The organism is Paraburkholderia sacchari (assembly GCF_000785435.2).
Lineage (GTDB): Bacteria > Pseudomonadota > Gammaproteobacteria > Burkholderiales > Burkholderiaceae > Paraburkholderia > Paraburkholderia sacchari.
The window spans coordinates 990,405-1,004,339 of the sequence record NZ_JTDB02000001.1; the positions used below are offsets into that span (position 1 = coordinate 990,405).

General features: G+C 64.7%; 10 protein-coding genes. 9 read left to right on the plus strand and 1 reads right to left on the minus strand.

Annotated features, from left to right (window positions below):
* Positions 1-40 precede the first annotated feature (40 nt).
* Complete coding sequence (locus NH14_RS04470) at positions 41-1,561, minus strand: mannose-1-phosphate guanylyltransferase/mannose-6-phosphate isomerase (protein WP_035521215.1); 1,521 nt, start codon at positions 1,559-1,561, stop codon at positions 41-43.
* Positions 1,562-2,071: 510 nt separating this feature from the next.
* Here NH14_RS04470 and NH14_RS04475 point away from each other — a divergent pair.
* From NH14_RS04475 to NH14_RS04515, 9 genes are all read left to right on the plus strand, one after another.
* A complete protein-coding gene (locus tag NH14_RS04475; RefSeq protein WP_035521213.1) occupies positions 2,072-3,451 on the plus strand; it encodes an undecaprenyl-phosphate glucose phosphotransferase in 1,380 nt (459 codons plus the stop codon).
* A gap of 100 nt (positions 3,452-3,551) precedes the next feature.
* Entirely contained in the window at positions 3,552-4,970 is a 1,419-nt protein-coding gene (locus NH14_RS04480; RefSeq protein WP_035521211.1) for a UDP-glucose dehydrogenase family protein, read from the plus strand.
* A gap of 58 nt (positions 4,971-5,028) precedes the next feature.
* Positions 5,029-5,478 carry an arsenate reductase/protein-tyrosine-phosphatase family protein gene (locus tag NH14_RS04485; protein WP_035521210.1) on the plus strand — a complete coding sequence of 150 codons (450 nt, stop codon included), beginning with the start codon at positions 5,029-5,031 and terminating at the stop codon, positions 5,476-5,478.
* Positions 5,475-6,647, plus strand: coding sequence for a polysaccharide biosynthesis/export family protein (locus NH14_RS04490; protein ID WP_035521208.1), 1,173 nt, complete (start codon positions 5,475-5,477; stop codon positions 6,645-6,647). Before NH14_RS04485 ends, NH14_RS04490 begins: the two co-directional genes overlap by 4 nt.
* A 49-nt stretch (positions 6,648-6,696) precedes the next feature.
* Complete coding sequence (locus tag NH14_RS04495) at positions 6,697-8,931, plus strand: polysaccharide biosynthesis tyrosine autokinase (protein ID WP_035521793.1); 2,235 nt, start codon at positions 6,697-6,699, stop codon at positions 8,929-8,931.
* Positions 8,932-8,964: 33 nt separating this feature from the next.
* Entirely contained in the window at positions 8,965-9,891 is a 927-nt protein-coding gene (locus NH14_RS04500) for a glycosyltransferase family 2 protein (protein WP_035521207.1), read from the plus strand.
* 72 nt (positions 9,892-9,963) lie between these two features.
* Positions 9,964-11,157, plus strand: coding sequence for a glycosyltransferase (locus NH14_RS04505; protein WP_035521206.1), 1,194 nt, complete (start codon positions 9,964-9,966; stop codon positions 11,155-11,157).
* A gap of 131 nt (positions 11,158-11,288) precedes the next feature.
* Positions 11,289-12,695, plus strand: coding sequence for an O-antigen ligase family protein (locus tag NH14_RS04510; RefSeq protein ID WP_152617059.1), 1,407 nt, complete (start codon positions 11,289-11,291; stop codon positions 12,693-12,695).
* The gene (locus NH14_RS04515; protein ID WP_052147733.1) at positions 12,692-13,918 is read left to right on the plus strand and encodes a glycosyltransferase family 4 protein; all 1,227 of its coding nucleotides are present in this window, start codon (positions 12,692-12,694) and stop codon (positions 13,916-13,918) included. Before NH14_RS04510 ends, NH14_RS04515 begins: the two co-directional genes overlap by 4 nt.
* Positions 13,919-13,935: the final 17 nt, after the last annotated feature.

A 13,935-nucleotide genomic window follows, 5' to 3' on the forward strand; every position in this document is an offset into this window, starting at 1 on the left:
CTCTGCGGCGCCCCTTTACTTCTTACTTCATGACCCTGCGTTACTGCCGGCCGTACTGATCGTCCAGACGCACGATATCGTCTTCGCCAAGGTACGAACCCGATTGCACTTCGATGATTTCGAGCGGCATTTTGCCGGGGTTTTCGAGCCGGTGCGAAACGCCCAGCGGAATATAGGCCGATTCGTTTTCCGAAACGATGAAGCGTTCGTCGCCGCGCGTGACGAGTGCCGTGCCGCGCACGACGACCCAGTGCTCGGCACGATGATGGTGCATTTGCAGCGACAGGCGTGCGCCCGGTTCCACCACGATGCGCTTCACCTGGAAGCGCTCGCCGCTGTCGACGCTGTCGTAGTGGCCCCACGGGCGATGCACGAGACGGTGCGCGACGGCTTCGCTGCGGTGTTGCGACTTCAGGCGCTGGACGATCTTCTTCACGTCCTGGGCGCGCGAGCGGTCGGCCACGAGCACGGCGTCCGCGGTTTCGACCACCACCAGATTCTCGGTGCCAAGGCAGGCGATCAGGCGTCCATCCGAGTGCGCGAAGGTATCGTTCGCGCCTTCGAACATGACTTCGCCCTGGGCCACGTTGCCGGCTTCGTCTTTCGACGCGACTTGCCATACCGTGTCCCACGAACCGAGATCGGTCCAGCCCGCCGCGAGCGGCACCACCACGCCGCCGGCCACAGTCGTGTCGCCCGAGAGCGGCTCCATCACGGCGTAGTCGATCGAGTTGGACGGCGAGCGCGCGAACGCTTCGCGGTCCACGCGGAAGAAGTCGCCGTCTTCCTTGCCGTTCTGGACGGCGGCCGAGCAGGCTTCGAAAATCGCGGGCTCGAAATGGCGAATCGCCTTGAGCCAGGTGCTTGCGCGCATGATGAAGATGCCGCTGTTCCACCAGTAGCGCTGCGAAGCGACGTATTGCTGAGCGAGTTCGAAATAGGGTTTCTCGACAAAACCGTTCAGGCGTCGTGCGCCGGCTTCGTCGTCGGCGGCAAGCGGCTCGCCCACGTGAATGTAGCCATAGCCCGTTTCGGGGCGCGTGGGCACGATGCCCATCGTCACGATCTGGCCGTTGGCCGCGTGACGCACGCCATCGGCCACGGCGGCCTGAAAGGCTTCGAGGTCGGCGAGCGCGTGGTCCGCAGGCATTACCACCATGATGCCGTCCTGACGTTCGGCAACCACGGACAGCGCGGCGATGGTCAGCGCGGGCGCGGTATCGCGCGCAAGCGGTTCGAGAATGAGGCGCGCTTCCTTGCCTGCCGCGCGAACCTGGTCGGCGGTGGTGAAACGGTGCTCCTCATTGCAGACGATCATCAGCTTGTCGGCGAGGGTGACGCGTTCAGCGAGCGCGTCGAGACGGCCTGCCGTATCCGCGAGCAGCGAATGCTCGCCGACGAGGTTGATCATCTGCTTCGGGTACTGTTCGCGCGACAGTGGCCACAGCCGCGAACCCGCGCCGCCCGCAAGCACCACGGGGCAGACTTGCAGCGCGTTGCGCGATTCGGCGCGCGCATCGGTTGCGCGTGCCGATGTCGTTGCGGAACCCGTATCCGTCATCTCATTCTCCAAAGGGGTTTCGGTTACGAGATTTGTAGCATGCTTAAAATCGATATAAATAGAATCGTAAAGAAGAAAACAGAAAATATTCCAATCAAATGGAAAATAATCAATCCGTCACAATGCGGCGCCAATAAAAAATCGAATAAAAATCGCGAGGCGGCTTCGCGCCGGACCTGGAGGCAGAAAATTAATCGGGGTCCGGTGCGATGAATGCGGCAAATTTTGCCGCCTGAATTGCGCCGCCGATGGCCCGGCGGGCGGGATTGCCGGTAAACGTTGCCGAAAAAATCACACAAAAAATAGACAGTTAGCAACGAAACATTTGGAGATACTTTTGGGCGTTGCGCTATCAATTTTTATCGTGCTTTATTAGGGTTTATTCGGATACGCTTCATCTGCGCCGGGAGAGCCTGGTGCAACTTTCCCTGATTCCTGTATTTCCTGTTAGCGGCGGCCATGATGCATCGCGCGTGGCTGCGATTCTTTTTTTAAACCGAGGTGCCGGACATGCTGAGCGTTCTAGCGAGAATCATCGATGTTGCCGCCATCGCCGCGGGCGCCCTGGTGGCGGCTGCCTTGCACCACGGTCAATTCAGCGCGCTTTCCGATATGGAGAGCGTCGCGCTCGCTTTCAACTGCGTGCTCGCGATCTGGATGTTCCCGGCATTCGGCATCTATCAGTCGTGGCGCGGCAAATCGCTCTACGTGCTCGCGGCGCGTGTGTGCGCCGCGTGGATCGCGGTGGAGTGCACCGGCATTCTGCTGTCGTTCAGCGTGCATCGCGCTGATTCGCTTTCGCGCATCTGGCTCGCTTACTGGGTCGTGGCATCGGTGGCGTTCCTGATCGTTTCGAAGACGATGGTGCACATGGTGCTGCGCGGCCTGCGCCGCGAAGGCTACAACCAGAAAGCGGTGGCCGTGGTGGGCGATCATCGCTGCTCGCGCTTCCTGATCGAGCAGATGAAGAACCACCCCGAGGCGGGCTTTCATCCCGCGCTCGTGTTCGACGAGGACAGCGACGCCGATGGCGATGCGCAACTCGATGGCGTGAAAGTCGAGCGCGATCTGCAGGCCACGCTCGAATATGTGCGCGAACATGGTGTGCGCGAACTGTGGCTCGCGCTGCCGATCACGAAAGAACGCACGATTCATCGCATCGTCATGGCGCTGCGCAACGATTTCGTGAACATCCGTTTCATTCCGGATGTGCGCAGCCTTTCGTTCTTCAGTCAGCCCGTGGTCGATTTGCTTGGCGTGCCGGCCATCAATCTGGCGGCTTCGCCGGTCACGGATCTGCGCGTGCTGCCCAAGCGCGTGTTCGACATTGCATTCGCAGGCGCGGTACTGGTGGCGCTCGCTCCGTTGCTGGCGGCCATTTCGATTGCAGTGAAGCTGACCTCGCCGGGGCCGGTGTTTTTCAAGCAGCGCCGCAAGGGGCTCGACGGCAACGAGTTCGAGATCTACAAGTTCCGCTCGATGAAGGTGCATGCGGAAGTGGCGGGGCAAGTTACTCAGGCGCGCCGCAACGATCCGCGTGTCACGCGCGTGGGCGCGTTCCTGCGCCGCACGAGTCTCGACGAACTGCCGCAATTCATCAACGTGCTCAAGGGCGAGATGTCGGTGGTGGGCCCGCGCCCGCACGCGCTGGCGCACGACGATATCTATAAGGACCTCGTGCGCGGTTACATGGCGCGCTATCGCATCAAGCCCGGCATTACCGGCTGGGCGCAGGTCAACGGCTATCGCGGCGAAACCGACCGCGTGGAAAAAATGCGCGACCGTGTGCGTTTCGACCTGCACTACATGCAGCACTGGAGCTTCGGTCTCGATCTGCGGATCGTGGCGATGACCATGTGGAAAGGCTTCGCAGGCCAGAACGCATATTGAAGCGGACCGGGCGCGCAATCTGCGCATGCCGCGCTCATTCATTTCGCATGAGTAGCGCGGTCCGGATGGGCACCAACAGGCAATTACTTTTGAGGTGGGCATGAATCTGACGATCATTGGCAGCGGTTATGTGGGTCTCGTAACGGGCGCGTGTCTGGCCGACATCGGCAACGACGTGTTCTGTCTCGACGTCGACCAGCGCAAGATCGACCTGCTCAATCAAGGCGTCGTGCCGATTCACGAGCCGGGCCTCCAGGAAATCATCGAGCGCAACCGGCGCGCGCGCCGGCTTACGTTCTCGACGGACGTGGAAGCAGCGGTCGCGCACGGCGACGTGCAGTTCATCGCGGTGGGCACGCCCCCCGATGAAGACGGCTCCGCCGATCTGCAATACGTGCTTGCCGCCGCGCGCAACATCGGCCGCCACATGAAGGGCTTCAAGGTGATCGTCGACAAATCGACGGTGCCGGTGGGCACGGCCGCGCTCGTGCGCGACGCCATTGCATCCGAACTTCGCAAACGTGGTGAAGAGCATATGTTCTCGGTGGTCTCGAACCCCGAGTTCCTGAAAGAAGGCGCGGCCGTGGAAGACTTCGCGCGCCCCGACCGCATCGTGCTGGGCTGCGACGAAGACGTGCCTGGCGAGCGTGCGCGCGAGTTGATGAAGCGCCTGTACGCGCCGTTCAACCGCAATCGCGAACGCACGCTGTACATGGACGTGCATTCGGCCGAGTTCACGAAGTACGCGGCCAACGCCATGCTCGCCACGCGCATTTCGTTTATGAACGAACTCGCGAATCTGGCCGACCGCGTGGGCGCGGATATCGAGGCCGTGCGCCGCGGCATCGGCTCCGACCCGCGCATCGGCTACGACTTTCTCTATGCGGGCTGCGGCTATGGCGGCTCGTGCTTCCCGAAGGACGTGAAGGCATTGATGCGCACTGCAGAGGATTTCGGCGAACCGCTGCGAATCCTGAGCGCCGTGGAAGCGGTGAACGACGCGCAGAAGGAAGTCCTCGCGCAGAAGATCGTCATGCGTTTCGGCTCCGATCTCACGGGCCGCACCTTCGGCCTCTGGGGCCTCGCGTTCAAGCCGAATACCGACGACATGCGCGAAGCGCCGAGCCGCACGCTTATCGCCGAACTGCTCGCGCGCGGCGCGCGCGTGGTGGCCTATGACCCGGTCGCCATGGCCGAAGCGCAGCGCGTGCTCGCGCTCGATCTGGCGAAGACGCCCGAGCAGCTCGAACGCCTCGCCTACGTGCAGGACGCGATGGAAGTCGCGAGCGGCGCGGACGCGCTGGTGGTCGCCACCGAGTGGAAGGTGTTCAAGGCGCCTGACTTCGAGACGCTCAAGCAGCAACTGAAGACGCCGATCGTGTTCGACGGGCGCAATCTCTACGATCCGCCCGCGATGCAGGAGCTTGGCATCGAGTATCACGCGGTGGGCCGCGCGAGCGCCACGCAATCGAGCCGCGCACGCGCCGAAGCCGCTACGCAGACGCGCGTTCCGGCATAAGCCGCATCGAACCCTGCGTTTGATGAAGCACTAAGCAAATCCGAGGAGCCACCGGGTCATGATCAAGGACGTATTGATCGTCTGCCATGCCAACGTCTGCCGCTCGCCCGCGGCGGAGCAACTGTTCCGCGCACGCTTTCGTGAACATACAGGAAAGCAGCCGGGCGCGTTTCATTCTGCGGGCCTGCGCGCCCGCAACGGCGACGACATGGACCCGGTCATGCAGCGCCTGCTCGCGGAGCGTGGCGTAGAGGTGGGCGAGCATCGCTCGCGCCGCCTCACGCCGCGCCTCGTGCGCCGCGCCGACCTCGTGCTCGTGACGGAGCGCCATCAGGTGAGCGCCGTCGAGCGAATGGAGCCGTCCGCGCGCGGCAAGGTGTACGCGCTCGGCAATTGGGAAAACTCGGATGTTTCCGATCCGCACGGCCTCGACGAGGTCGCGTATCGCGAGAGTCTGGAGTTGATGGATCGACTGGTTAAGGGATGGCTGAGCCGAATATGCCAATGAGAAAACTCAATCTAATGACTGCTCTTGCGTTGAGCGCCTTCGTTGCTGCGTGTTCCACGGCGCCAGGCAACTACCTCGACACCTCGAACCTGAAGGAAGAGCAGAACAAGCAGCCGCAGAAGCAGTACGACGTGCATCTGATTACTTCGCAGCTCGTCATGGATCAGGCGCAGGCCGCAGCGAGCCAGAAGGCCCCGCTGCCGCCGAGCAAGTACGCGAGCACCGCCGACTACACATATCACATCGCGCCGCAGGACATTCTCGGCGTGACGGTCTACGACCACCCCGAGCTTTCGACGCCGCAAGGCTCGACTTTCTCGTCGGGCGGCAACACCACGCAGACCGTGGGCCAGGCACTCACGCAGCCGTACACCAACGCGCTGCCGGGCGAGGCCGACCCGTACGGGCAGACCGTGGCCAAGGACGGCACGATCTACTTCCCGTTCGTGGGCCGCGTGAAGGCGGCGGGCAAGACGCCCGGCCAGCTGCGCGACCAGGTCGCTTCGGGTCTCGGGCCGTACATCAAGAACCCGCAGGTGGACGTGCGCGTGCTCGCCTACCGCAGCCAGAAGGTGCAGGTCACCGGCGACGTGAAGACGCCGGGCCCGCTCGCGATGAGCGACGTGCCGCTCACGCTTGTCGACGCGATCACGCGCTCGGGCGGCACCACCGATGGCGCCGATATCAACCGCGTGCGCCTCACGCGCAACAACAAGCTCTACGTGCTCGACGCGAACGCCTTGCTCGACGGCGGCGACACGAGCCAGAACGTGGTGCTGCAGGACGGCGACATCATCAACGTGCCGGACCGCAACGATAGCCGCGTGTTCGTGATGGGCGAAGTGAAGACGCCGACCCAGACCACGCTCGTCCGCGGCAAGCTCACCATTGCCGATGCGCTCACGACGGCCGGAGGCATTCTCGACACCGATGCGAACCCGCGCCAGATCTTCGTGATGCGCGGCATGAAAGACAACCCAACCCAGCCGGAGATTTACCGACTCGATATGACCAAGCCCGACGCGATCATGCTGTCGTCGCAATTCCAGCTCAAGCCGCTGGATGTCGTGTACGTCGGCACCGCCGCCTCGGCCACCTTCAACCGTGTGTTGCAGCAGATCTTGCCGACCGTCCAGACGGTCTTCTATCTGAAGCAGCTCACGCGCTAAAAGCGCGCGAGCCATCTTTTCTCGCAACATGAATCAAAAACGGGATCGAATCGTGAGTACGCAACAAGCTATCAGTCAGCCGGCCCCGGCGGCCCGCACCGAGGAAGAGGACGTCGTTCTCGGCCAGTTGCTGCGCGTCATTTTCGACGACATCGGCTGGCTCGTCATGATCGCGGCAGTGGTGGTCGGCGCTGCGGTGTTTTATTGCTTCGTGGCCAAACCCGTTTATACGGCCGACACGCAGGTCCGCGTAGAGCAGCAGGACTACACGACCCAGGCGCTCACGCAGACGCAGTCCGGCGCGAACGTCACGAGCGGCCAGCAGGGCAGCCTGCCAACCGACGCCGAAATTCAGATGATCCAGAGCCGCAGCGTGCTCGAACCGGTCGTCAAGCAGTTCAAGCTGAACTTCACGGCCGCGCCGGTCGCGCTGCCGGTGATCGGCAGCCTGGCCGCGCGTCTGGCGACGCCGGGCTCGCCCGCGCGTCCGTGGTTCGGCCTCAAGGATTACGCGTGGGGCGGCGAGGTGCTCAACATCGAGTCGATCCAGGTCGCGCCCGAGCTCGAAAGCAAGAAGCTCACGCTGACCGCGCTCGACGACAACCGCTACGTGATTTCCGGGCCCGACGGCGGCCGCCTGCTCGAAGGCACGGTGGGCCAGCGCGTGCAGGGCGGCGGGGTCACGCTGCTCGTGAACGAACTGAAGGCGCGTCCGGGCGAGCGTTTCAAGGTCATGCGCCTGAACGATCTGGACGCCGTCGCGGCCTTCCAGAACGCCGTCAAGGTGCAGGAGCAGGGCAAGCAGACCGGCGTGATCGACATCTCGCTCGAAGGCCACGACCCGCAGGCGGCAGCCGATATCGCCAACGCGGTTGCGCAGTCGTATCTGCGCGAGCACGTGGCCAGCAAGCAGGCCGACGCAAGCAAGATGCTCGACTTCCTGCGCAGCGAGCAGCCGCGCCTGAAGGCCGATCTCGAACGTGCCGAAGCCGCGCTTACCGCGTATCAGAGCAAGTCGGGTTCGATCAACGCCAGCGACGAAGCGAAGATCTACCTCGACGGCAGCGTGCAGTACGAGCAGCAGATCTCGGCGCTGCAACTGCAGATCGCCTCGCTCCAGCAGCGCTTTGGCGACCAGCATCCGGTGCTCGTGGCGGCGCGCCAGCAGCTCGCACAACTCCAGGGCGAGCGCGCGAAGTACGACGCGAAGTTCCGCAACCTGCCGGGTACCGAAGTGAAGGCCGTGCAGTTGCAGCGCGACGCGAAGGTGGCGGAAGACATCTACGTGCTGCTGCTCAACCGTATTCAGGAGCTTTCGGTGCAGCGCGTGGGCACGGGAGGCAACGTCCATATCGTCGACGTCGCGATGCGCCCGGGCGCGCCTTCGAAGCCGAAGAAGCTGCTCATCATCTCGGCCGCCGCGATGCTTGGCATCATTCTCGGTACCGGCTTCGTGCTGATGCGCCGGAACATGTTCAAGGGCATCGTCGATCCGGACCAGATCGAGCGCACCTTCGATCTGCCCGTCTACGGCCTCGTGCCGCTCTCGGCGGAGCAGGCTGCGCTCGAGAAGCGCGCTCCGACGCGCGGCGGCACGCGTTTGCGCGAAGTGCTCGCGAACGTCGCGCCCAAGGACCTCACGGTCGAGAGCCTGCGCTCGCTGCGCACGTCGCTGCAATTCAGCGTGGCGGATGCGCGCAATCGCGTCGTTGTCCTGACCGGTTCGGTGCCGGGCGTGGGCAAGAGCTTCCTCACCGCGAACTTGGCCGTGCTGCTCGCCCACTCGGGCAAGCGGGTGCTGATGATCGACGGCGACATGCGCCGCGGCGCGCTCGAGCGCTACCTGGGAGGCTCGCAGGCTAATGGCTTTTCCGAGCTGCTCTCGGGCCAGATCTCGCTGGACGAGGCGATTCGCGCGACCGAAGTGGACAACCTGCACTTCATCTCGTGCGGCCGCCGTCCGCCGAATCCGTCCGAGCTGCTGATGTCGCCGCGCCTGAACCAGTATCTCGAAGGGCTCGCGAAGCGCTACGACATCCTGCTCGTGGATACGCCGCCGGTGCTGGCGGTGACCGATGCAGCGATTCTGAGCGGCCATGCAGGATCGACGTTCCTCGTGCTGCGCTCGGGCATCCATACGGAAGCCGAGATTGCCGATACGCTCAAGCGTCTGCGCAATGCGGGCGTGCACGTGACCGGCGGGGTCTTCAACGGGGTGTCGGCGCGCGCGCACGGCAAGTACGCCTACGGCTATGCAGCCGTGCAGGAATACCTGAGCGCCTGATTCGGAACGCCTGATAACAAGGAGAAAAGCGCGATGAAAGTGACCGTGCTCGTGCCGACGTATCGGCGTCCTGAAGATCTGGCGCGCTGCCTCTCCGCGCTGCTGCGCCAGGAGCGCACGCCCGATGAGATCGTGGTGGTAGCGCGCGCGGATGACGAAGCCACTCACGCGTGCCTTGCGGAGCATGTAACGCCGCGCGTGCTGAACGTCGAAGTCGCCACCGTAGACGAGCCGGGGCAGGTGGCCGCGCTCAACCGCGGCATCGAAGCGGCGACGGGCGACGTGATCGCCATCACCGACGACGATGCCGCGCCGCACGCCGACTGGGTCGCGCGCATCGCCGCGCATTTCGAGGCCGATGAGACGCTGGGCGCGCTCGGCGGCCGGGACTGGGTGCATGAGGATGGCCGCGTGCTCGACGGCCAACGCGAACTCGTGGGGCGTGTGCAGCGCTCGGGCCGCATCGTCGGCAATCATCATCTGGGCGTGGGCGAAGCGCGCGAAGTCGATTTGCTCAAAGGCGCGAACATGAGCTACCGGCGCGCCGCGATTGGCGAACTGCGCTTTGACCGCCGCTTGCGCGGCACCGGCGCGCAAACGCATAACGACATGGCGTTCAGCATGGGCGTGAAGCGCGCGGGCTGGAAGCTCGTGTACGACCCGTGCGTGGCCGTCGACCATTTTCCGGCGCCAAGACCCGGCGAAGATCCGCGCAACGCGCAGACGCTCGCCTCGATCCGCAACGCTGCCTTCAACTTCCACCTGATCCTGCGCGGCAATCTCTCGCCGCTGCATCGCGAGGCCGCATGGTGGTGGTGGGCGCTCATCGGCACCCGGGTGTATCCGGGCCTGCTGCATACGGGCCTCGGCGCATGGCGCACTGGCTCGCTCGCGGTTGCGTTCGCGCGCTGGCGCGCCGTGCGCGGCGGCGCTCGCGAGGCACGCCGCGCAATCGCCTGAAGCCGCTGAATCAGCTGCATTGGCTGAGGTGCTTCTGGCGCATTTTGAAATCGATTCAACGGAGGACCTCGAATGAGCGGTACGCAAGTCCACGTTCACCTCTTTTATGGCGCCGATCCGCGCCGTTACCGCAAGGGTGAGAACATTGGCTCCCTTTACGGCTATCACCACGCCGAGTCCGCGGAATTCGCGCTCGATTACGCCAGGGACGCGAGCGAGAGCGCGCCTGTGCGCCTCGTGCGCCGCGCGATGAAGGCGGCGCTCGGCTTCGACTTTATTCACGCATGGCGCAACCGCCGTGCAATTCTCGATTCGGACGTGATCTGGACGCACACGGAGCAGGAGCATCTGGCCGTGGCGCTGGTGCTGCTCATGCACGCTAAGAAGGGCGGCGCGCGTCCGCTGCTGCTCGCGCAGAGCGTGTGGCTGCTCGACCGCTGGCCCGGCTACGGCGCGCTGCGCCGCGCGCTGTATCAGCGCCTGCTCAAGCGTGCCGATCTGCTGACCACGCTCGCGAGCGAAAACGCAGCGCTGTGCGGCGATTATTTCGGGCGCAACGCGCGTCATGTGCTTTATGGCTTGAACACCAACGATTTTCCGCTGCGTCCGCCTTCGCACTGGCAGCCGAATACGCCCGTGCGCGTGGCCGGCATCGGCAACGATCGCGACCGCGACTGGACCACGCTCGTGGGCGCGCTCGGCAACGACGCGCGCTATCAGGTGCGCATCGCCACGCGCAGGCGCATGCCGGCTTCGGCGCGCGCGTCGAACGTGGAGATCGTGCGCGTGTCCGGCATCCAGCAGCAGCACGCGCTCTATGAGTGGGCGGACATCATCGTCGTGCCGCTGCGGCCCAATACGCACGCGTCGGGCATCACCGTAATGCTCGAAGCCGCAGCGCTCGGCAAGCCGATGATCGTGACGAAGGTGGGCGCGCTCGAAGATTACTTCGACGAACAGGCCGCGTTCTATGTCGAGCCGTTCAACACGGAGCAACTGCGCGACGCCGTGAACGCGCTCGTCGACGACCCCGCGCGCGCGCTCGCCCAGGCGCGCGAGGCCTGCGAGCAACTGCGCACGCGCGATCTCACGACCGAGAACTTCGCGCGGCAACACGCGCATCTCACGCGCGAGATGCTGCGCGAGCGCGATCCGCGCGTGGCGCAGCCCGCGCATGCGGGCGCGCGTCCGATGGGGCAGACAGCGGGACAGACAGCGGAGCAGGCGGCTGGGCAGGCTGTGAAGCAGACCGCGGGCCGGGTGTAATCATGCGCATTCCGTCTGCCGCTCCCGCACCTGCTCCGGCTCCGCGTCCGCCGGCCCCGCGCTTCAACGCGCCGGTCAGGCCGGCGGCCGCTGCGCCAGTGCCGCGCCAGCGTTCGGCGCTGCGCCGCGCAATGGGCCGCGACACGCTGCCCGTGATCGCGCTGTGGGCCTTTACCGCACTGCTGATTCTTGCGCACCAGGGCACGGTGCTCACGCTCGCGTTTCCGGTGCTCGCCATCGCCGTGGGTTTCTGGCTCTACTTCGTGAATCCGGTTCGCTATATCGGCTTCATGTGGTGGCTGTGGTTCCTGAGCCCCGAAGTGCGCCGCCTCGCCGACTTCGGCAAGGGCGGCTTCACGCCCACGAGCCTGATTCAGGTCGCGCCGCTCGCAGTCACGATGATCAGCGGGCTGTCGCTGCTGCGCTACTACCCGGTGCTTGCGCAGCGCCGCGGGTTGCCGATCGTGCTCACGCTGCTCGGCATTGGCTATGCATTCGTGGTGGGCGTGGTCGCGAGCGGCCCGGCCGCCGCTGTCTATGACCTCGCGAACTGGATCTATCCGATCCTGATCGGTTTTCACATCATGGTCCTCACGCGCCAGTATCCCGAGTGCCGCGAGACCATCGTGAACACCTTCATTTACGGCATGCTCGTGATGGGCGCCTATGGACTCGTGCAGTTCTTCATCATGCCGCCGTGGGACGCCATGTGGATGATCGGTTCGGACATGAATTCGCAGGGCGATCCGGTGCCGCTGGGCGTGCGCGTGTTCAGCACGATGAATTCCTCTGGCCCGTTCGCGTTCGCGATGATGGGCGCGATGGTGCTCGTGATGGCCGCGAAGCATCGCGTGCGCTGGGTGGCTGCCGCGTTCGGCTTCTTCTCGTTCGCGCTTTCGCTGGTGCGCTCGACGTGGGGCGGCTGGGCGCTCGCCATGGTGATCCAGCTGGCGAAGTCGAGCAACAAGGTGCGCATCCGCATCATCGTGAGCGCGCTCGTGCTCGCGGGCGTGTGCGTGCCGCTGCTCACCTTCGGCCCGGTGGCCGAGCGCATGCAGCAGCGTCTGAATACGCTCGTGAACCTGAAGGACGACCAGAGTTACGCGGCGCGTAACCAGTTTTATGCCGAGTTCGCGAAAAAGGCCTTCACCGACGTGACGGGCGAGGGCTTGGGCGCCACCGGCGCATCGACCAAGCTTTCGAGCAGCAACGGGCAGCTTGGCCAGTACGGCAGCTTCGACAGCGGCGTGATGAACATTCCGTTCGTGCTCGGCTGGCCCGGCACGCTGATGTATCTGTCCGGCGTGCTATGGCTCATTGTGCGCGCGGTGCGCATCTCGTTGCGCATGCCCGAGGACCGCTATGTGTGCGCGTGCCTGAGCCTCACGGTGTCGATCTTCGCGATGCTCGTGTTCACGAACTCGCTGGTCGGCACGGGCGGTCTGCTGCTGTTTTCTAGTGTGTTTTCCATTCTCAGCGCGGGACACTGGAGCAAGCTGACTCGTCTCCAGGCCCGCAACATGGAGGTCTCCGATTGAGAGTCGCAATCGTCACGCACGTGGTGCGCCACAACGACGGCCAGGGGCGCGTCAATCATGAAATCGCGCGCGCGGCCCTCGACGAAGGATTCGAGGTCACGCTGGTGGCTTCGCATGTCGCGCCGGAACTGGTTGCGCATCCGAAAGTGAAGTGGGTGCCGGTGCAGCCTTCGCGTCTGTGGCCCACCAATCTGCTGCGCCAGCAGGTGTTCGCGCTCAAGAGCGCGCTGTGGCTGCGCCGCCATCGCCGCGACTACGACGTGCTGCATGTGAATGGCTTCATCACCTGGGCACATGCCGACGTCAACACCGCGCACTTCGTGCACGGCGGCTGGGGGCGCAGCAAGTATTACCCGTTCGGGCTCACGCGCGGCGTGTGGTCGGCGTACCAGTTCATCTATACGCGTGCGAATGCGGTGCTCGAGCGCTGGGCCTACCGGCGCTCGCGCGTGATTGCCGCCGTCTCGCGCAAGGTTGCCGACGAGATCGTCGCCTCGGGTGGCAACCCGGTCGAGCGGCTCGACGTGATCTACAACGGCGTGGATACGCGCGGCTTCGCCTCGGCCAGCGCCGATCGCGCGAAGTTCGAATTGCCTGAAGACAAGTTCTTCCTGCTGTTCGTGGGCGACCTGCGCACGCCGCGCAAGAATCTCGGCACGGTGCTGCAGGCGCTCAAGCAACTGCCCGAGCGCGTGCATCTTGCGGTGGCGGGTTACCTGCCTGGCAGCCCGTACCCGGAGATGGCGCGCGAACTTGGCATTGCCTCGCGCGTGCATTTTCTCGGGCTCGTGCGCGAGATGCCGGTGCTGATGCGCAGCGTGGACGCCTACGTATTTCCTTCGCGCTACGAAGCAATGAGCCTCTCTCTGCTGGAGGCGATGGCGGCGGGCCTGCCCGTGGTCACCGCGCAGACGGCGGGCGGGGCGGAGATCATCACGCCCGATTGCGGCATCGTGCTCGACGATCCGGACGACGCGCCCGCGCTCGCCAACGCGATCCTGCAACTCGCAGACGATACCCCGCGCCGCCACGCGATGGGCGAGGCCGCGGCAAAGCTCGCGGGGGAATTCGGCTGGGCGCGCATGGCTGCGCAATACATCGCGCTCTATCGCCAGTTGGCGGGCGACGCGGGCGCCGTGGTGCGCAACGACACGCGGGACGCACAGCGAGGCGCGGACAGCGGCTTCGCTGCAGCGCCGCTGCCGCGCGCCAAGACTCCCTGAACCTTAGGGCCGGTTCA

Bases quoted from the DNA above. Each gene is read 5' to 3' on its own strand.
- NH14_RS04470 (WP_035521215.1), bottom strand. From the start codon at position 1,561: ATGACGGATACGGGTTCCGCAACGACATCGGCACGCGCAACCGATGCG.
- NH14_RS04475 (WP_035521213.1), top strand. From the start codon at position 2,072: ATGCTGAGCGTTCTAGCGAGAATCATCGATGTTGCCGCCATCGCCGCG.
- NH14_RS04480 (WP_035521211.1), top strand. From the start codon at position 3,552: ATGAATCTGACGATCATTGGCAGCGGTTATGTGGGTCTCGTAACGGGC.
- NH14_RS04485 (WP_035521210.1), top strand. From the start codon at position 5,029: ATGATCAAGGACGTATTGATCGTCTGCCATGCCAACGTCTGCCGCTCG.
- NH14_RS04490 (WP_035521208.1), top strand. From the start codon at position 5,475: ATGAGAAAACTCAATCTAATGACTGCTCTTGCGTTGAGCGCCTTCGTT.
- NH14_RS04500 (WP_035521207.1), top strand. From the start codon at position 8,965: ATGAAAGTGACCGTGCTCGTGCCGACGTATCGGCGTCCTGAAGATCTG.
- NH14_RS04505 (WP_035521206.1), top strand. From the start codon at position 9,964: ATGAGCGGTACGCAAGTCCACGTTCACCTCTTTTATGGCGCCGATCCG.
- NH14_RS04510 (WP_152617059.1), top strand. From the start codon at position 11,289: ATGGGCCGCGACACGCTGCCCGTGATCGCGCTGTGGGCCTTTACCGCA.